A 17,817-nucleotide genomic window follows, 5' to 3' on the forward strand; every position below is an offset into this window, starting at 1 on the left:
GAAATATGACATTATCTTGAGAATAAAAAATGAAAAAAATAATAAGTGTTTTGTGTTTATCAGCTTTCTTAACTCCTGTTGCAATGGCTGCATCACCAGACTTTCCTCATCTTGAAGTATCAGGGAAAGGTGAAGTGTTTGTTGTACCTGATATGGCTCAGTTCTCAGTTGATGTCGTTGAAAGTAAGGCAACAGCAGAAAAAGCGAAACAGGCTGCGGATAAAGCAGTAACTGGATTTTTAGCTCGCTTAGAAGTACAAGGCGTTAAACGTGAGAATATTAATAGTGGTAATATTCGTTTAACCCCTGAATACCGTTATCCAAAAGGTAAAAAGCCAGAGCTTGTTGGTTACAAAGCCACTCGAAATATTACCGTTACTGTAATGGATTTGAATAAATTGAATGGTTATTTAGATAAAGCCTTGGGTGAGGGGATTAATCGTATTAACCATATTGAATTAAAAACAAGTAAAGAAAAGCAATACATTGAAGCGGCTCGTTTAGAAGCGATTAAAGATGCGAATGAAAAAGCGGCATCTTTAGCTAAAGGATTTGGAACTTCTGTTAAAGGGGTTTGGAAGGTTTCATATCATAATAATTACAGCCAACCTGTGCTAATGAGAAGCATGGCGATGGATAGCGCTGCAAATACAGCTGAAAGTTATCAGGATAACCAAATGGTAATTTCTGACTCTGTATCTGTTGTATATCGACTTAACTGATTACATTATTTAATATGAATAAAATGGGCAGCTAATTAAGCTGCCCATTTTTATTTATCTTAATGAAGAATTCGAGCGCGGATAGTGCCTTCAATTGCTTTTAGTTGAACCAGAGCTTCTTCAGCTCGTGCGGTTTCAACATCAATAACAACATAGCCCATATCTGTTGATGTTTGTAAGTATTGAGCTGCAATGTTAATGCCTTCATTAGCAAAAATACTGTTTATTTGAGTTAGAATACCTGGACGGTTTTCATGGATATGCAATAAACGTGATGTATCAGTATGTTCAGGAAGTGACACTTCAGGGAAGTTAACTGATGATAATGTTGAACCATTGTCTGAGTATTTTGTTAGTTTACCTGCAACTTCAACTCCAATGTTTTCTTGAGCTTCTTGAGTAGACCCCCCAACATGCGGCGTTAAGATTACATTATCAAACTTTTGTAATGGTGACTCAAATGGGTCAGCGTTTGTTTTTGGTTCTACAGGGAACACATCAACCGCTGCGCCACCTAAATGCCCAGACTCTAATGCGTCACATAGATCTTGAATTTTTACAACAGTTCCACGTGCAGCGTTAATAAAGATAGCTCCTGGTTTCATACGAGCAAATTCTTCTGCCCCCATCATGTCTTTTGTTCCAGCAGTTTCAGGAACATGTAGAGAGATCACATCACACTTATTTAATAATTCACTCATGGTCGGGATTTGAGTTGCGTTACCTAGAGAAAGTTTATTTTCGATATCGTAGTAATAAACTCGCATACCTAGGTTTTCAGCTAAAATGCCTAATTGTGTACCGATATGTCCATAACCTATGATACCCAAACGTTTGCCTCGAGCTTCAAAAGAAGCGTCAGCACTTTTTTTCCAAATACCACGGTGTGCTAATGCATTCTTTTCTGGGATGCCACGAAGTAATAGTAGAATTTGACCTAAAACTAATTCAGCAACGCTTCGAGTATTAGAAAAAGGAGCATTGAATACAGGAATACCACGCTTTGCGGCTGCTTTTAAATCAACTTGGTTTGTGCCGATACAGAAACAACCAACAGCAACCAATTTGTTTGCAGCATCAAATACTTCTTGTGTTAATTGAGTGCGGGAGCGAAGACCAATAAAATGAACGTCTTTTACTGCTTCTAAGAGTTCTTCTTCAGAGAGTGAACCTTTGTGGTATTCAATATTGGTGTAACCATCTGCTTGGAAAACTTCAACACAAGATGGGTGCAATCCTTCTAAAAGAAGAATTTTGATTTTTTCTTTTTCCAGAGATACTTTTGCCATGGTCGTTCTTATCCTTAAAAACAAAATTATGATGTGATTTATTGCTTGCTGATTATAAAGTATCAAAAAATAATCAGTTTGGGTAAGAAAATTACGGAATAGTTAATAAAAAACGGTGCTAATGAGCACCGTTTGTAATGAAATAACATTTTTGCTCCCTCTTAAATAAGGGAACATTAAGTTAAGGTAGTTATTTAGTCGAACTTCTTAACGCCTTCTGGAGCTCCTACTAATAGGACATCTGCACCGCGGTGTGCAAATAAACCTACAGTTACTACGCCTGGAAGAGCATTGATTTTATCTTCTAGATCTTTTGCATCTGTAATTTTCATACCGTGAACATCAAGGATCACATTACCATTATCGGTAATTACGCCTTCACGGTATGCAGGATCGCCACCTAATTTAACTAACTCACGAGCAACATAAGAGCGAGCCATTGGAATAACTTCAACAGGAAGTGGGAATTGACCTAAAACATCAACTTGCTTTGTGTCATCAACAATACAGATAAATTTATCAGAAATTGCAGCAACGATTTTTTCACGAGTAAGAGCTGCGCCGCCGCCTTTAATCATTTCGTTCTTGCCGTTAATTTCGTCGGCACCATCAACATAAACATCAAGGCCTGCAACATCATTACAATCAAAAACTTCAATACCCAGTTCTTTTAACTTCTCTGTTGAAGCTACTGAGCTTGATACTGCGCCTTTAATTTCATTCTTCATGGTCGCAAGTGCGTCGATGAAATGGTTTACGGTTGAACCTGTACCCACACCAACAATGCTGCCAGCTTCTACGTATTCTAACGCTGCCCAACCAGCTGCTTTTTTCATCTCGTCTTGAGTCATGACCTTCTCCTAGAAATATAATGTGCAAATGAAAGCGGCGTGATTATAGCGTAGAGTTTTTTCTTCGTCAGAAAAAATAAGTCAGTAAAGCGTAAAAAATGAATAAAATACAAGCAAAGCAAACGGTTTCGGCTAACTATTTACCAGTGCCATGTTTTTTGAGGTGTGATGATTTGAGGAAGTGCTACATCCCAAGATTCAATCGGTAACAATGAAACTTGCTGGCAAGTGTGTGATAACCCTATCGGCATTGGACCTTGCTGATGGGAGTGCCAATTAGAGAGGGTTCGATCATAATATCCTCCGCCCATACCTAAACGATTACCAGTATGATCAAAAGCAACTAACGGCGTCAAAATTAGATCTAATTCAGAGGTCGGTATAATTTTAGTTTTGTTTAGTTTGGGTTCTAGGATCTGATATTTATTATGAACAAGCGGTGAGTTTTCAGTGTACTCAAGGAATAATAAATGCCCCTTTGAGAATGGGTGTATTACAGGTAAAGCGACTTGTTTGCCCTGTGCCCATAACCAAGTGATGAGTGGATTGGTATCAATTTCACCATCGGAAGATAAATAGACTGCAATAGAGTGTGCTTTTTGAATTACAGGGTTGATAGAACACTGCTGGACAAGAGCGTTGGCTGCTTGAGATTGTTCAATAGGAGATAAAGCGTTACGACGTTGACGTGTAGATTGTCGAATGAGTCGACGAGATGTCATGGAATACCCCAAAGTGCCGTAGTGGTCGTAGCCCTTGAACCCTAGGTTCAAGGCGGATCAGCAAAGTTTACCGTAGGCTTCTCAGTACAAGCCGAGCATGCTCAATAGCAAACAAGTACTAACCCTAATTTGTGCTTATCGGCTCAGGGACATAGATCCGCCTACAAACACTCCAGGGTAAATTTTATTCTTTTGCTATCCTTAGCGATGTTTCTATTCTGCCGTACTTTCTTCTGTTTGGCTAGGCTTAACTGTAGAAATTGCAGCTTCTAATGCGCTTGCAAGCAATCCCATGCGTTCATAAACATCAGAAGAGTGTTTACTTGCCTCTTTTTTAGCCGCATGAAGTTCGTAGCAGATATTTAACGACGTAATAGTCAATAACTGTTCAGTATTGGTTACTTTGGTTCGTTCAGATAATTCATTTACACGATTATCTAAATCTTGAGCGGCTTCTTTTAATGCAGCTTCTTGACCAGCAGGGCAGTTAACCTTGATGGCTCGTCCTAATATTTGGACTTGCACGGCTTGGCTTGTCATCAATACATTACTCATCGTTAAACTATAAGATTCACTGACTTCATAAATAACCAGTGATAAGTGAATGAAACTATAAGAAATGATGTAAAAAGATTCAAGTATTTCGCATCGCTTTGTTGATGGTGGTTAACTATATTCTTAATAAAACAACAATCTGATGAAAAGATACTCAATTGCGAGAGATAGTGAGTTTTCTGAAAATGCATGAAGTGGTAGCATGGAGATATTAATCCTAATCTAGAGATCGTCAAATATGAGCGAAATTAAAATGCCAGAGTTTTTAACCGTTGAGTCAGCTTTAAAAGACAGTGGACTTGCAGTTACACCATCAGAATTGCATGGTTTATTAGTTGGCATGATAAGCGGTGGTCTATCTCTTGACGATCAAACCTGGAAGCCATTGATTTATGATTACACTAACGATGGGATGGGATGGCCAGACAGTGCAATTAAAGTAGGAAGTGCGGTATTTCAATGCACAGTTGCTGAATTAACGGCTGAGAAGTTGGCTTTAGAGCTACTAATTCCTAGTGAGAAAGAGAGCTTAATGAATCGAGCTGATGGGTTAAGTGAGTGGGTTAACCATTTTATCTCTGGTTTAGGTTTAGTTGAGCTTAAATTAGATAAAACATCTGATGCATTGAAAGAAGCGTTAGCTGATTTAGAAGAAATTGCACGCTTAGGTATTGATGAAGATGATGATCTTGAAGAACAAGAAAGTCTCTTTGAACAAATAGTAGAGCATGTACGTATTTGTGTTCTTACTATTCATGCTGAATTAGGTCAGCAAATACATACTGATGCATCTAAAACAGTGCATTAATGGATTCTAGAATGACACATTATGATGTAGTTATTGTTGGTGGTGCGATGGCGGGAGCAACACTCGCTTTAGCATTAGAAAAAATGAATCAAGGGCGTCTTTCGATTGCGGTTATTGAAGCTGTCGAACCAAAACTTGATTCTCACCCAGGCTATGATTCTCGAAGTATTGCTCTTTCTAATGGAACTGCGCAGCTATTGAAAGATATTGCTTTGTGGTCTGATATCGCCCCGTTAGCAACACCAATAAAGCATATTCACATCTCAGATCAGCAACACGCAGGAATAACAGAGTTAACATCAAAAGAATTGAATGTTGATGATCTTGGTTATGTTGTTGAGCTTGCTGATATTGGTGACTTTTATCATAAAAAATTAATAAACTCTTCAGATATAGAACTTATTTGCCCTGCATCGGTTTCTCATCTTGAGCGAGAGTTAGCACTGACTAAGATAACGCTCTCTACAGGAAAGGTTATTTCTGCATCTTTGGTTGTTGCAGCAGATGGCGCTGAATCTGCCACGTGCAAAAGCATGCAATTAGAATCTGAAGTGTTTGATTTTGAGCAGGTCGCTATCATTGCTAATGTGACAACAGAGCTTCATCCTCAAGGAAAAGCATTTGAGCGTTTTACTGAGCATGGTCCTGTCGCTCTCTTGCCGATGTCTAATGGTCGTAGCTCACTTGTATGGTGTGTTACTCCTGAAGCATCGCAGGAAATATTAGAGTACAGTGATGAGCAATTTTTAGCGCATTTACAAAGTGAATTTGGTTGGCGCCTTGGTAAGCTAATAAAAACGGGTAAGCGAGCACATTATCCTTTGTTACTTCGTCGTCAAAAACAGCATGTTTCCCATCGTTTTGCTGCTATTGGTAATGCAGCTCAAACTCTGCATCCGATAGCAGGCCAAGGGTTTAACCTTGGAATAAGAGATGTATTTTCATTAAGCGAATGTATTACTCAAGCTTCTTTGAATGGTCAAGATATTGGTGATTATTCGGTGCTAGCTGAGTATCAGAATCGACGAGAACCAGATCAACAGCAAACCATAACGATGACTGCAGGATTAATTTCTATCTTTGCAACTCATTCATTCCCAATGGTAATTGGACGAAATATTGGTTTGTATGCGGTTGATACTTTCCGTTTTTTATTAAAACCCGTGACATTACGAGCAATGGGTAGAGTGAAAAGATAATTATGATGCAGAGTGTAGATATTGCGATTATTGGTGGCGGTATGGTTGGTTTAACCGTAGCCGCTGCATTAGAAAACAGTGGATTAAGAATCGCAGTCATTGAAAGCCAACTGCCTGAAGAGGAATTAGCCTCTTTACCTGATATTCGAGTTTCAGCGATCAGTCGAGCAAGTGAAAATATTTTAAATAATGTTGGAGCATGGCAGGGAGTCTTGTCACGTCGTGCAGCACCATACACATCGATGCGAGTATGGGAGCAAGACAGCTTTGCTAAGATTGAATTTGAAGCAGAGGATATCGCTCAGCATAATTTAGGACATATTGTCGAAAACCGAGTTATACAACTTTCTCTTTTGGATAAAATTTCAAAACAAGAAAACGTTACATTATTAGCGCCAGAACGATGCACTAATATTATGTTTGGCGAAAGTGAGGCTTGGATTAATTTAGAATCAGGTAAAGCCATTACCGCAAAGCTGGTGGTTGGTGCGGATGGTGCAAATTCATGGTTACGTAATCAGTTAGATATTCCTTTAACACATTGGGATTATGGTCATAGCGCTCTGGTTGCAAATATTCGAACTGTAGATACTCATAATGCAACCGCTCGACAAATATTTAGACCAGAAGGACCGCTTGCATTTTTACCATTAGGTGAACCGAATTTAAGCTCTATTGTATGGTCCCTTGATCCTTTACAAGCTGAAGATTTAGTTTCGATGCCTGAAGACGATTTCAATAAACGTTTAACTACGGCATTTGATAATCAGCTTGGGTTATGTTCTGTTGAAGGTGCTCGCCAAGCTTTTCCATTAAAGATGCGTTATGCCAAAGATTTCGTACGTGATCGAGCGGTATTAGTCGGTGATGCAGCGCATACTATTCATCCTTTAGCAGGGCAAGGTGTGAATCTTGGACTTGCCGATGCTGCTGCATTAGCTGAAACGATTTTAGCGTTACAAAATGAAAGTAAAGACATCGGTTTAAAAGTTCATTTACGTTCTTTTGAGCGATGGAGAAAAGCAGAAGCCGCTCAAATGATCGCCTCTATGCAAGGATTTAAAGAGTTATTTTCTGGAAGTAATCCAGTTAAGAAATTCATTCGAGGGGTGGGAATGTCATTAACGAATGAGCTATCGCCTGTTAAAGATGAATGCTTAAAAAGAGCGCTAGGCTTATCTGGGCATTTACCAGAAATAGCAAAAAAATAATATTTAGCTAAAAACAAAAAAGGTAGCGCAATGCTACCTTTATTTTTAATAAGCCATTTTCAACCGAGTTATTTCTGAGTTAATTTCTTTTACCATTTTATAGTGTTCACGCTCCGCTTCTGTAGGAGCAACTAATCGACCATCTTTAAATCGAAACTCGCCAATGCCGTGAATATGAATCTTTCCATTAAATAGCCGACTAATATGTTTCGCAATCATGCTCGGTGCATAGTGCTTAAAAAATCGCATCACATTATCCTTCAGTGATTAAAACAAACGAGCTTTTATACTCTGGATAGTATTATAACCAAATTTATGTGACATATATGTTGCAAAACAGGGATAAGGTGAGGAGGTGCATATTATTAATATTTTAATATGCTGATATTTGATCTTTATCTAGATAAAAATATTAAAAAAAAGCCCGAAACAGAGTTCGGGCAAACAGTCACAGATGCATTTCCAATATATATAGGTATATTGGAGTAAATTGTTTGGAGTTAAACAATTTATGCGCTCTTTCGTAAGAAAAGAACATAATTAAAATAACTAAAAATTAACCAAAATGCTACTTATTCATAAAAAATAAATAATAATTCATCTTTTGATGTGGCGAAATGAGTAATGGATCAAGTTCGTTATGTAAGAATGTAAATTAATCCAATTCTCGGCACAAAGAAGCTAGAGTTGGTTGGCATAAATGACATAAGTCAGAGAGCGTTAATTCAATTCCTGCCATTCTATCGCCGCTGGATATATTAATGTATTGATATTGTTGGAAATGAATATCTAGAAAAACAGGCATAGGTGTCGCGGTTACTACTGGGTTTATCGTACCAATCTCAAAGCCTGTAATCAGTTTTACTTCATCAGGTGAAACACAGGTCATGCGTCGGCAATCTAATAATTGTCGTACTTTTTTTGGATCTACTTGTTGATCTCCAGGAACGCAAGCGAGAGCCAATCGCCCACCCATATCTCGTAAAACAATCGTCTTAACCATCTGAGATGGAGAGACTCCACGTTGTTCAGCTGCATCTTGAACACTGATTGCGGGGGTTTTATGTGGAAGTATTCGATAAGGGATCTGCTCTTTATCAAGCAGACCCGTCACAGATGTTTGCAATTTACTCATCATTAAGTGTGTAAGGTAATTCTACTTTTTCCCAGATAGATTCTTGAAGTTTGAATTGTGTATCTTCATCTAAATCATTCGGGAGGATTGCTAGAGCAAGGGTATAGCCATCTTCAAAGCGGTATGCCGAAACAATGGTTCCGCCTTTACGCCAATTTTCGCCCACACTACGCTCAATAGCATCGCCGGCAGATGGTTGTGCTTCAGAGATACCTGAAAGTAAGTACATAGCACGTTTGTTTATACCGCGATATTTTGCTCTTGCTACGGTTTCTTGGCCTGTATAGCACCCTTTTTTAAAGCTAATACCATTAATGGCTTGTAGATTTAATGCTTGAGGGATATGTTCGTTACATAGCTGATCATCTAGTTGTGGTAAGGCGTGTTTAATGTGGTGCAGAGACCATATAGCCTCATCGCATAATGTGGCTTCTGATAATAAAGAAAGAAGTTCTTCTTTTTTATCATCGGTTGTTACTAGTAGCCATTGTGTATCGCTAACTTTGGCAAACGTACCAAATTTAGATACTCGGACATTGGCATTTGAATCAGTATGTTGATTTATCCACTCAAGAGCCTTATCACCAGTAAAGCCAAGTAAAATATCATCACTGATTGAAATATCTACTTTAGAAAATACAGCGTATTTTTTTATTTCAGTTAATTCTGTTTCGATAGCACTTTTACGCTGAAATAAAGCGTAGCCATCATTATGATGAAAGAGTTGGAAGATACTCCATAACTTCCCTTTTGCATCACAATGTCCACCAAAGGTGATCTCATCTTGAGCTAAAGAAACAACATCGCAAGTAACTTGACCTTGTAGGTATGATTTTTTATCTGCACCAATCATTGTGATTAATGCCCAATCATTTAATTCAGAGACCGTGAAGTTTGGTAACTGGTCATCTTTATTTAAATTTAATGTAGGGAATAGAGTACTCATCATAAAATTCTTATTTAAGTTAGATTATGTTCTTTATAGTAAATGTCTAAATTTTAAATGTCAGTAAAAAGAAACAAGTAGTTTCATGTCGCATCTTCTTCATCTTATGACTTTAGATCATGGTTGTCGTTGAAATAGACTGATAAACTCAAGGCCGTTATTTTATTTTTTACGCTAGGGGACAGTATGTACAGTGCCGAAGAAAAAGCACGAGTTAAGTGGGCTTGCCGTCGTGGAATGCTGGAATTAGACGTGGTAATAATGCCATTCTTTGATGAATGTTTTGAAGAGCTTACAGAAGCAGAGCAACAAGCTTTTGTTTCATTGTTAGAGTGCGATGATCCTGATTTATTTACATGGATTATGGGGCATGGTCGCAGTGATAATCTTGCTCATGCATCTATGGTAGATAAAATCGTTGAGCACAACCTCAGCAAGTTACGTTAAAATAACGCTGAACTTCTCTTATATCGCCTATCTTTTCCTTAATGGTAGTTACTTCTGCTTTGGATGGGCGATATTATTGATGGGAATAGTCCCATTTCCACTTCTTCCTCTGTTTTTTTACTTCATTTATAAACAAGTGAGTGCTACTTACCATCAGCTATTAGAGTTGCAAGGCCGCTATACTTTTTCAAAGAAAGAAACCGATGATCATCGTGATTGGGTTGTTAAACGGATGCTGTGGAGCAGTCGCTCATTAAGCATCATCTATGCTGAAAATGCTTACACTAAGCAGTTCTTTTATTTGTTCTCAGATGCGATAGATAAAAAAAAGCACCATCAATTAATGGTGCTCTTAAAGTAGTCGTGTTGTCGTTATTAAGTAAAGCTTATTCGCGCCTACTTAAAGTTGGTTGGCACTAAAATCGTTGGGCCTGACTCTTCCAATGCTTCTGGGTAGTCAAGCGTATAGTGTAAACCACAACTTTCTTTACGTTTCATTGCACAACGTACCATCAGTTCAGATACGTCTAAAAGATTTCGTAATTCAATTAAGTTATTCGAAACTCTGAAATTACTATAATAATCATGAGTTTCTTGTTTTAGTAACTGAATACGACGCAGTGCACGTTCTAGACGTTTGTCAGTACGAACGATACCCATGTAATCCCACATGAATAGGCGTAATTCGTGCCAGTTATGCTGGATAACCACTTCTTCATCAGAGCATTCAACTTGGCTTTCATCCCATGCTGGTAGCGTTGGTGGCAGTTCGCGTTTATCCATATCTTTAATAATATATTCAGCCGCTGACCACGCATACACAACGCACTCTAATAATGAGTTTGACGCTAAACGGTTTGCACCATGAAGGCCTGTGTAACTTACTTCACCAATGGCAAATAGACCATCAATATCGGTTTGGCCTTGTTTATCAACCATAACACCACCACACGTATAGTGAGCAGCCGGTACGATAGGGATTGGTTCTTTTGTCATATCAATACCAAATGAAAGCAATTTTTCATTTATGGTAGGGAAATGATGGTGAATGAAGTCTTCAGGTTTATGGCTGATGTCTAAATACATGCAGTCAGCCCCTAAACGCTTCATTTCGTAATCGATAGCTCGAGCAACAACATCACGAGGAGCAAGCTCACCACGCTCGTCGAAATCTGGCATAAAACGAGTACCATCTGGACGGCGTAAATAAGCGCCTTCACCACGTAATGCTTCTGTCATTAAGAAGTTTCGTGCGTCAGGGTGGAAAAGACAGGTTGGGTGGAATTGGTTAAATTCTAAGTTAGCAACTCGACAACCTGCACGCCATGCCATTGCAATACCATCACCTGAAGATACATCTGGGTTTGATGTATACTGGTATACTTTAGATGCACCGCCAGTGGCTAAAATAACAAATTTGGCACGAACCGTTTCAACATGTTCTGCATCACGATTCCAAATATAAGCACCAACAACTTTATCCGCATCACCACCAATTTTATCTTCGGTGATTAAATCCAACGCATTGTGGCGTTCAAAAATAGTAATATTTGGGTGGTTAAGCACATTTTCTTGCAGTGAATTCTGCATTGCTTTACCTGTCGCATCTGCAGCATGCAAAATACGACGGTGGCTATGTCCACCTTCACGAGTTAAATGGAATTTAGGATCGGAGATATCGGTTTCTTTTTCATCATCGTGATCAAAAGGAACGCCGCCATCAATTAACCATTGAACGCAATGTTTTGCGTTTTCTGCAATAAATGTAACGACATCTCGGTCACATATGTGTGCACCTGCCACAAGGGTATCTTCAACATGTGATTCAACCGTATCACTTTCATCAAATACAGCAGCAATACCGCCTTGAGCGTAATAGGTTGAGCCTTCATTTCGAGGGCCTTTACTTAAGACGATCACCTTTCCATGTGGTGCGACTCTAAGGGCAAGAGAAAGACCAGCAGCACCACTGCCTATGACTAAAACGTCACAACTGTGTTCATTGGTTATGTTCATATATTCATCATTTTCCTGTGATAATCCGATCATTTTACCAGAATCTATCCGGTTGCGTCACATTTTGGAATGGAATCTTAAATATCAAGAATAAAAGTTCGTAAATATCAGCAAAAAGGATTTTAAAACCTCATGGATTGATATAGATATATTAAATTGATAAAAAAATGTAATAATAAAGGAACTTTCTAAGAATTAGAAACTCATACATAGTGCTCAAGTTAATCGTGGTATAGCTGGTTCATTATAAGCTATTGCGTTATGTAGACTTAATGCGCATCTAAGAAGAATAACATGGGAGTACCCGCTCCAATGAGTGAGCAGTTAACAGATCAAGTTTTAATTGAGCGTGTTCAACGTGGCGATAAACAAGCATTTAATCATCTTGTTGTAAAATATCAAAACAAAGTATGTAACCTTGTTGCTCGTTACGTAAAGAACAGTGGTGATGTGCCTGATGTAGCCCAGGAAGCGTTTATTAAAGCGTATCGTGCGTTACCAACCTTTCGTGGGGACAGTGCATTTTATACTTGGTTGTATCGCATAGCAGTCAATACAGCTAAGAATTACCTTGTTGCTCAAGGACGCAGGCCGCCAGCATCAGATGTAGATGCAGAAGAGGCGGAATATTATGAAGGGGCGAGTGCATTAAAGGAAATCACGAACCCAGAGAATTTATCGTTGTCAGAAGAGTTAAGAGAAATCGTCTTTTCAACAATTGATGGATTGCCAGAAGATTTAAAAACAGCAATTACATTACGAGAGCTAGAGGGCTTAAGTTATGAAGAAATTGCTGCTGTAATGGAGTGTCCGGTTGGTACGGTTCGTTCGCGTATTTTCCGAGCTCGTGAAGTTGTTGAGAAAAAAATCCAACCGCTAATGCAGCGTTAATTATTTCCAACGGTCAAACGGTGAAGACAATGACTGATAAAGAACAAATATCTGCGTTTATAGATAATGAAGAAATGGACAATGCGTTCATTGAATCCTTATCAAACAGTGAAAATGCAGAGACTTGGAAAAATTACCATTTAATTGGTGATGTTATGAGAGGCGATGCACCTGACAGCAAAGAATGGAATATTGCTGCCAACGTTGCTCTCGCTCTTGAGGATGAACCCGCTCATTCTATGAATGATACGGTGACGGAGTTTATGCCGTCGCAACCTACACCAAGTGAAGTAAAGAAGACATTACCTAGTTGGTTAACTCAATTTGGCCAAGTAGCCATGGCAGCCTGCTTCTCATTGGTTGTTATTGTTGGTGTTCAGCAGTATAACGGTTCAGAGCCAAGTACCATTCCTGCAAGTGGGGATATTCAAGTACTTGATACCATTCCATTTAGTGGCAGTGCTGAACCAGTGAGTTTAACGCGTGATTCATTAGTGAATAAAACCTCAAGTGAAGCGGATGTAATGGAGCAACGTAAACGTATTAATGCGATGCTACAAGATTATGAATTACAACTTCGTTTGAATGCTCACGATGGTTCGATTGATAGAGAGCTATTAGAACAAAATTCAACATTGGCAGAATAGATGAAACGTATCCTGATCAGCTTTATTGCATTGGTCAGCTTCTTTCCAATAATGGCCTCAGCTGAAGAAAAACCTTCTGCTGAGGCTTTGTTGCATCTGATGGGAGAGGCTAGCCATAATTTAAATTATGAGCTTTCTTATATTTTAGTTAAGAAAAGTAGCATAGAACCTTTTATGTATCGTCACTCACATTCAGAGAATATGACACTGTCTCACTTAGTTTATCTTAGTGGTTCAATGCGTGAGGTTATACGTAGAAATAATGAGATCAGTTACTTAGAGCAAGGCAGCAAGCCGTTTACGATTAAATCAGAGGCGATTGTTGCGCCTATTATTCCTCTTTTGCATAAAGATATTGCGAAATTAAAGCAATATTATGATTTTGTATCGGTAGGTCGAGCAAGAGAAGCGGGTACAGCATCTCAAGTGGTGCGAATTGTTTCAAAAGACGGTAATAGATACTCTTATATTGTTTGGATTGATGAACGTAGTCATCTCCCTATGCGTACTGACTTAGTTAGTCGAGAAGGTGACATTATCGAACAGTATCGTGTGATTTCTTATACCGTAAATGACCAAATTGCGACGTATATGACACAACGATTAGGTGATGCTGAGTTACCTAAAGTAATTTCGATTCCGAGTTCAACAAATGATAAAGCGACGTGGGAAGTAACATGGATACCGAGTGGATTTAAAAATATTCACTTTAATCGTTATCGTTTAGCCATGAACCAAAGAGCGGTGGAAAGTCAGATGTATTCTGATGGTCTATTTAATTTTTCGGTTTATATCTCAGAAGCCGATAAACTCAGTCATAAAGAACAGCTTGTTCGCCAAGGTCGTCGTTCATTACATAGTTATATTAAAGGCGATTATGAAATCAGTGTTGTTGGTGACATCCCAGCATTAACAGCTAAGCGTATTGCTGAATCAGTGGTTTTTAGTGAATCAAAACCAATTATTGAGGATAAGTAATCAAAATGATGACTGCATTAGCTACCGTTCTTGAAGTACAAGAAGATATTGTAGTAGTGGGATGCCAACAAAAAACAAGTTGTAACCACTGCTCATCAAAAGACTCTTGTGGAACAGGGATTGTTTCTAAAGCACTACCTGGAAAAGTCCATCATTGGGCATTTCATACTGAGAAAAAGTTATCAGTAGGTCAATTGGTTGAAATTGGCCTACCTGAGAAGAATTTATTGCAGTCCGCTGCTATTGTTTATTTAACGCCACTTCTGTTTTTATTGCTTGGTGCGTTATTGTCTGAGTGGTTTTTAAGCCCAATGATTGGTGTTGGAGAGCTCACAACAATTGTTGTATCGGCTTTATTTTCCCTTGGTGGTTACCAATTAGCAAAAAGACTTTCTCATCATATTGAGCAAAAAACAGAACAACAAGTTAGCTTACTTAGAGTGCTAGGAGAGCCACTTTCCGACACAAACTTGGGAAATGCTGCACGATAAGATAGCGACTTGCTCAGAAATTGGGTAGAATCCCACAACTTGATCTCACGATCCAATCCTATTAACTAATTGAGTTTGTCACATCATTCATGAAGCACATTCGTAATTTTTCTATTATTGCCCATATCGATCACGGTAAATCGACACTATCTGACCGCCTAATCCAAGTTTGTGGTGGCCTGTCAGACCGTGAAATGGCAGCGCAAGTTCTTGATTCAATGGATCTAGAACGTGAACGTGGTATCACTATTAAAGCCCAGAGTGTGACGCTCGACTATACGGCTAAAGATGGTGAGACTTATCAACTAAACTTTATCGACACACCTGGACACGTTGACTTCTCTTATGAAGTATCGCGTTCACTTGCTGCCTGTGAAGGTGCGCTATTGGTTGTCGATGCGGGTCAAGGTGTAGAAGCACAGACTCTAGCAAACTGTTACACAGCTATAGAAATGGACCTAGAAGTAGTACCAATCTTAAACAAGATTGACTTACCTGCGGCAGATCCAGATCGTGTAGCTGAAGAAATCGAAGAGATCGTTGGTATTGATGCAACAGACGCAACGCGCTGTTCAGCAAAAACGGGTTTAGGTGTTGATGAAGTTCTTGAAACTATTGTTAAATCTATTCCTGCACCAGAAGGTGATCCTGATGCACCAACACAAGCACTTATTATCGACTCATGGTTCGATAACTACTTAGGTGTTGTTTCTTTAGTTCGAATTAAAAATGGTTCACTGAAGAAAAATGACAAGATCAAAGTAATGAGCACTGGCCAAGTTTGGGGTATCGACCGTATTGGTATCTTCACTCCAAAACAAATCGATACTGATGTGTTGAATACTGGCGAAGTTGGTTGGGTTGTTTGTGGTATCAAAGATATTCTTGGTGCTCCTGTAGGTGATACATTGACACACGCGAAAGGCGGGTGTGAAGAGCGTCTACCTGGCTTCCAAAAAGTAAAACCACAAGTATATGCAGGTTTATTCCCTGTATCTTCTGATGATTATGAAAACTTCCGTGATGCTCTTGGTAAATTAAGCCTAAACGATGCATCACTTTTCTATGAACCAGAAAGTTCAGCGGCACTTGGTTTTGGTTTCCGTTGTGGCTTCCTTGGTATGCTTCACATGGAAATCATTCAAGAGCGTCTCGAGCGTGAATACGATCTTGATCTAATCACTACAGCACCAACAGTAGTTTACGAAGTGGTACTAAATAACGGCGATTTACTGTACGTAGATAGTCCATCAAAACTGCCAGCAGTTAACGATTTAGATGAAATTCGTGAACCAATTGCTCGTTGTAACATCTTAGTACCAGCAGATTATTTAGGTAACGTAATTAGTCTATGTGTTGAAAAACGTGGTGTACAAGTTGATATGGTTTATCACGGTAACCAAGTTGCACTAACTTACGATATTCCAATGTCTGAAGTTGTTTTGGACTTCTTTGACCGTCTGAAATCGACATCTCGTGGTTATGCATCACTGGATTACAACTTCCAGCGTTACGAAGCATCAAACATGGTTCGCGTAGACGTATTAATCAATGGTGATCGAGTAGATGCATTAGCTATCATTACTCACCATGATAATGCACAAGGTCGCGGTCGTCTGTTGGTTGAGAAGATGAAAGAATTCATCCCTCGCCAAATGTTTGATATCGCGATTCAAGCAGCAATTGGTGCTCACATTATTGCGCGTTCAACAGTTAAGCAACTACGTAAAAACGTAATTGCAAAATGTTACGGTGGTGATATTAGCCGTAAGAAAAAACTGTTGAAGAAGCAAAAAGAAGGTAAGAAACGTATGAAGCAGATTGGTAATGTTGAATTACCACAAGAAGCTTTCCTTGCGATTCTTCATGTAGGTAAAGATTAATTTTCTGATTTCTGAATCTTCAGAGTTCTGTAAATTTAAGCTTTATTACAACTCAAAGAAAGCGATGATCCATGGTCTTCGCTTTCTTTGTTATGCAACACTTAACAACCGAAGGGAATGTAATGGCTAACACTTTTTCACTGATATTGGTTCTAGTAACCCTGTTTACTGGTGTTATTTGGGCAATTGATAAATTCGTATGGGCACCAAAGCGTAAGCAAAAAATTGCAGCAGCACGTGAACAAGCGAATGGACAAGTTGATGAGGCGACACTTGAAAAAGTAGCCCCACAACCAGCGTGGATTGAGCAGTCTGTCTCTATTTTTCCTGTAATTGGTATTGTTTTAGTGTTGCGCTCATTTATTTATGAGCCGTTCCAGATCCCATCCGGTTCGATGATGCCGACGTTATTGGTGGGTGATTTTATCTTGGTTGAAAAATTCTCTTATGGAATTAAAGACCCTGTTTGGCGTTCACAACTTGTAGAAACGGGTAAGCCTGAGCGTGGTGATATTGTGGTATTTAAATACCCACCACAGCCAAATATCGACTATATTAAACGTGTAGTTGGTGAACCTGGTGATACGGTTATCTATAGCTCATCTAAGCAATTGTGTGTGAAACCAAAAGGCGAAAGCCAATGTAACATCATTCCATTAACGAATATGAAAGACAGTGAATTCATGCAAGATCGCACTAATTTAGTTCAATATACTGAGCAATTAGCGAAAGATACAACGCATGATATTTTGGTTAACCCTATGCGTTCAGATCGTGTGTCGATGTATCAACCTCGACCTGGTTACAACGAATGGGTAGTACCAGAAGGTAACTACTTTGTGATGGGTGACAATCGTGACAACAGCGCTGACAGTCGTTATTGGGGATTTGTTCCTGAAGCGAACTTGGTTGGTAAAGCGGTCGGGATCTGGATCAGCTTTGAATTTGACCGTGGTAGCGATAGCATGCTGCCTTCCTTTATTCCTACTGGTGTTCGTTTTAATCGCATCGGTGGCATAGACTGAT

At 39.0% G+C, this 17,817-nt stretch carries 20 protein-coding genes and 1 other RNA gene; 12 read left to right on the plus strand and 9 right to left on the minus strand.

Annotation, left to right across the window (positions count from 1 at the left end; all coding sequences use genetic code 11):
- Nucleotides 1–29: 29 nt before the first annotated feature.
- Nucleotides 30–722, plus strand: coding sequence for an oxidative stress defense protein (locus HC728_RS05715; RefSeq protein ID WP_005420748.1), 693 nt, complete (start codon nucleotides 30–32; stop codon nucleotides 720–722).
- Between the two features lie 59 nt (nucleotides 723–781).
- Here HC728_RS05715 and serA read toward each other — a convergent pair whose 3' ends face one another.
- From serA to zapA, 5 genes are all read right to left on the minus strand, one after another.
- Nucleotides 782–2,011: a phosphoglycerate dehydrogenase gene (gene serA, locus HC728_RS05720; protein WP_065604904.1), complete on the minus strand. Its 1,230-nt coding sequence runs from the start codon at nucleotides 2,009–2,011 to the stop codon at nucleotides 782–784.
- Between the two features lie 194 nt (nucleotides 2,012–2,205).
- On the minus strand, nucleotides 2,206–2,862 hold the full coding sequence (gene rpiA, locus HC728_RS05725) for a ribose-5-phosphate isomerase RpiA (RefSeq protein ID WP_005420746.1): 657 nt from the start codon (nucleotides 2,860–2,862) through the stop codon (nucleotides 2,206–2,208).
- Between the two features lie 140 nt (nucleotides 2,863–3,002).
- Nucleotides 3,003–3,584: a 5-formyltetrahydrofolate cyclo-ligase gene (locus tag HC728_RS05730; RefSeq protein WP_065604903.1), complete on the minus strand. Its 582-nt coding sequence runs from the start codon at nucleotides 3,582–3,584 to the stop codon at nucleotides 3,003–3,005.
- A gap of 1 nt (nucleotide 3,585) precedes the next feature.
- Nucleotides 3,586–3,766, minus strand: a non-coding RNA gene (gene ssrS, locus HC728_RS05735) — 6S RNA.
- A gap of 31 nt (nucleotides 3,767–3,797) precedes the next feature.
- Nucleotides 3,798–4,124 carry a cell division protein ZapA gene (zapA, locus tag HC728_RS05740; protein WP_005420743.1) on the minus strand — a complete coding sequence of 109 codons (327 nt, stop codon included), beginning with the start codon at nucleotides 4,122–4,124 and terminating at the stop codon, nucleotides 3,798–3,800.
- Between the two features lie 253 nt (nucleotides 4,125–4,377).
- Between zapA and HC728_RS05745 the strand changes: the two genes are divergently transcribed.
- From HC728_RS05745 to HC728_RS05755, 3 genes are read left to right on the plus strand one after another with little or no spacing between them, the layout of a single operon-like run.
- Entirely contained in the window at nucleotides 4,378–4,947 is a 570-nt protein-coding gene (locus HC728_RS05745) for a YecA family protein (protein WP_054775656.1), read from the plus strand.
- An 11-nt stretch (nucleotides 4,948–4,958) separates the two neighbouring features.
- A complete protein-coding gene (gene ubiH / locus HC728_RS05750; protein WP_065604902.1) occupies nucleotides 4,959–6,146 on the plus strand; it encodes a 2-octaprenyl-6-methoxyphenyl hydroxylase in 1,188 nt (395 codons plus the stop codon).
- A 2-nt stretch (nucleotides 6,147–6,148) separates the two neighbouring features.
- Nucleotides 6,149–7,357 (plus strand): FAD-dependent 2-octaprenylphenol hydroxylase, encoded by a 1,209-nt coding sequence (locus HC728_RS05755; RefSeq protein ID WP_190395197.1) that lies wholly within the window; start codon nucleotides 6,149–6,151, stop codon nucleotides 7,355–7,357.
- Nucleotides 7,358–7,402: 45 nt separating this feature from the next.
- Here HC728_RS05755 and HC728_RS05760 read toward each other — a convergent pair whose 3' ends face one another.
- The 3 genes from HC728_RS05760 to ygfZ all read right to left on the minus strand — a co-directional run bounded on the left by HC728_RS05760 (nucleotide 7,403) and on the right by ygfZ (nucleotide 9,441).
- Nucleotides 7,403–7,606, minus strand: a complete 204-nt coding sequence (locus tag HC728_RS05760; protein WP_005420739.1) for a DUF1107 domain-containing protein — start codon at nucleotides 7,604–7,606, stop codon at nucleotides 7,403–7,405.
- A 406-nt stretch (nucleotides 7,607–8,012) separates the two neighbouring features.
- On the minus strand, nucleotides 8,013–8,495 hold the full coding sequence (locus HC728_RS05765) for an aminoacyl-tRNA deacylase (RefSeq protein WP_041941376.1): 483 nt from the start codon (nucleotides 8,493–8,495) through the stop codon (nucleotides 8,013–8,015).
- A complete protein-coding gene (gene ygfZ, locus HC728_RS05770; RefSeq protein ID WP_012533067.1) occupies nucleotides 8,485–9,441 on the minus strand; it encodes a tRNA-modifying protein YgfZ in 957 nt (318 codons plus the stop codon). The genes HC728_RS05765 and ygfZ overlap by 11 nt, the downstream gene beginning before the upstream one ends.
- Nucleotides 9,442–9,624: 183 nt before the next feature.
- On the opposite strand from ygfZ, the gene HC728_RS05775 reads away from it, so the two are divergent.
- Complete coding sequence (locus HC728_RS05775; RefSeq protein WP_012533480.1) at nucleotides 9,625–9,885, plus strand: succinate dehydrogenase assembly factor 2; 261 nt, start codon at nucleotides 9,625–9,627, stop codon at nucleotides 9,883–9,885.
- Nucleotides 9,857–10,246 (plus strand): protein YgfX, encoded by a 390-nt coding sequence (locus tag HC728_RS05780; protein ID WP_081301016.1) that lies wholly within the window; start codon nucleotides 9,857–9,859, stop codon nucleotides 10,244–10,246. The genes HC728_RS05775 and HC728_RS05780 overlap by 29 nt, the downstream gene beginning before the upstream one ends.
- 35 nt (nucleotides 10,247–10,281) lie before the next feature.
- Here HC728_RS05780 and nadB read toward each other — a convergent pair whose 3' ends face one another.
- The gene (nadB, locus tag HC728_RS05785; protein ID WP_005420727.1) at nucleotides 10,282–11,901 is read right to left on the minus strand and encodes an L-aspartate oxidase; all 1,620 of its coding nucleotides are present in this window, start codon (nucleotides 11,899–11,901) and stop codon (nucleotides 10,282–10,284) included.
- 312 nt (nucleotides 11,902–12,213) lie between these two features.
- On the opposite strand from nadB, the gene rpoE reads away from it, so the two are divergent.
- The 6 genes from rpoE to lepB all read left to right on the plus strand — a co-directional run bounded on the left by rpoE (nucleotide 12,214) and on the right by lepB (nucleotide 17,816).
- The gene (gene rpoE / locus HC728_RS05790) at nucleotides 12,214–12,792 is read left to right on the plus strand and encodes an RNA polymerase sigma factor RpoE (RefSeq protein ID WP_005420724.1); all 579 of its coding nucleotides are present in this window, start codon (nucleotides 12,214–12,216) and stop codon (nucleotides 12,790–12,792) included.
- A gap of 29 nt (nucleotides 12,793–12,821) precedes the next feature.
- Nucleotides 12,822–13,439, plus strand: a complete 618-nt coding sequence (locus HC728_RS05795) for an RseA family anti-sigma factor (protein WP_054775660.1) — start codon at nucleotides 12,822–12,824, stop codon at nucleotides 13,437–13,439.
- Complete coding sequence (gene rseB / locus HC728_RS05800) at nucleotides 13,440–14,417, plus strand: sigma-E factor regulatory protein RseB (protein WP_017019059.1); 978 nt, start codon at nucleotides 13,440–13,442, stop codon at nucleotides 14,415–14,417.
- Nucleotides 14,418–14,422: 5 nt separating this feature from the next.
- Nucleotides 14,423–14,908 (plus strand): SoxR reducing system RseC family protein, encoded by a 486-nt coding sequence (locus HC728_RS05805; RefSeq protein WP_065597572.1) that lies wholly within the window; start codon nucleotides 14,423–14,425, stop codon nucleotides 14,906–14,908.
- 89 nt (nucleotides 14,909–14,997) lie between these two features.
- On the plus strand, nucleotides 14,998–16,791 hold the full coding sequence (gene lepA, locus HC728_RS05810; protein ID WP_005420718.1) for a translation elongation factor 4: 1,794 nt from the start codon (nucleotides 14,998–15,000) through the stop codon (nucleotides 16,789–16,791).
- 122 nt (nucleotides 16,792–16,913) lie between these two features.
- The gene (lepB, locus tag HC728_RS05815) at nucleotides 16,914–17,816 is read left to right on the plus strand and encodes a signal peptidase I (protein WP_005420716.1); all 903 of its coding nucleotides are present in this window, start codon (nucleotides 16,914–16,916) and stop codon (nucleotides 17,814–17,816) included.
- The last annotated feature ends 1 nt before the right edge of the window (nucleotide 17,817 follow it).

It is taken from the genome of Aliivibrio sp. S10_S31, from assembly GCF_014694495.1.
GTDB lineage: Bacteria > Pseudomonadota > Gammaproteobacteria > Enterobacterales > Vibrionaceae > Aliivibrio > Aliivibrio fischeri.

Bases quoted from the DNA above. Each gene is read 5' to 3' on its own strand.
- HC728_RS05715 (WP_005420748.1), top strand. From the start codon at position 30: ATGAAAAAAATAATAAGTGTTTTGTGTTTATCAGCTTTCTTAACTCCT.
- serA (WP_065604904.1), bottom strand. From the start codon at position 2,011: ATGGCAAAAGTATCTCTGGAAAAAGAAAAAATCAAAATTCTTCTTTTA.
- rpiA (WP_005420746.1), bottom strand. From the start codon at position 2,862: ATGACTCAAGACGAGATGAAAAAAGCAGCTGGTTGGGCAGCGTTAGAA.
- HC728_RS05730 (WP_065604903.1), bottom strand. From the start codon at position 3,584: ATGACATCTCGTCGACTCATTCGACAATCTACACGTCAACGTCGTAAC.
- zapA (WP_005420743.1), bottom strand. From the start codon at position 4,124: ATGACAAGCCAAGCCGTGCAAGTCCAAATATTAGGACGAGCCATCAAG.
- HC728_RS05745 (WP_054775656.1), top strand. From the start codon at position 4,378: ATGAGCGAAATTAAAATGCCAGAGTTTTTAACCGTTGAGTCAGCTTTA.
- ubiH (WP_065604902.1), top strand. From the start codon at position 4,959: ATGACACATTATGATGTAGTTATTGTTGGTGGTGCGATGGCGGGAGCA.
- HC728_RS05755 (WP_190395197.1), top strand. From the start codon at position 6,149: ATGATGCAGAGTGTAGATATTGCGATTATTGGTGGCGGTATGGTTGGT.
- HC728_RS05760 (WP_005420739.1), bottom strand. From the start codon at position 7,606: ATGCGATTTTTTAAGCACTATGCACCGAGCATGATTGCGAAACATATT.
- HC728_RS05765 (WP_041941376.1), bottom strand. From the start codon at position 8,495: ATGATGAGTAAATTGCAAACATCTGTGACGGGTCTGCTTGATAAAGAG.
- ygfZ (WP_012533067.1), bottom strand. From the start codon at position 9,441: ATGATGAGTACTCTATTCCCTACATTAAATTTAAATAAAGATGACCAG.
- HC728_RS05775 (WP_012533480.1), top strand. From the start codon at position 9,625: ATGTACAGTGCCGAAGAAAAAGCACGAGTTAAGTGGGCTTGCCGTCGT.
- nadB (WP_005420727.1), bottom strand. From the start codon at position 11,901: ATGAACATAACCAATGAACACAGTTGTGACGTTTTAGTCATAGGCAGT.
- rpoE (WP_005420724.1), top strand. From the start codon at position 12,214: ATGAGTGAGCAGTTAACAGATCAAGTTTTAATTGAGCGTGTTCAACGT.
- HC728_RS05795 (WP_054775660.1), top strand. From the start codon at position 12,822: ATGACTGATAAAGAACAAATATCTGCGTTTATAGATAATGAAGAAATG.
- rseB (WP_017019059.1), top strand. From the start codon at position 13,440: ATGAAACGTATCCTGATCAGCTTTATTGCATTGGTCAGCTTCTTTCCA.
- HC728_RS05805 (WP_065597572.1), top strand. From the start codon at position 14,423: ATGATGACTGCATTAGCTACCGTTCTTGAAGTACAAGAAGATATTGTA.
- lepA (WP_005420718.1), top strand. From the start codon at position 14,998: ATGAAGCACATTCGTAATTTTTCTATTATTGCCCATATCGATCACGGT.
- lepB (WP_005420716.1), top strand. From the start codon at position 16,914: ATGGCTAACACTTTTTCACTGATATTGGTTCTAGTAACCCTGTTTACT.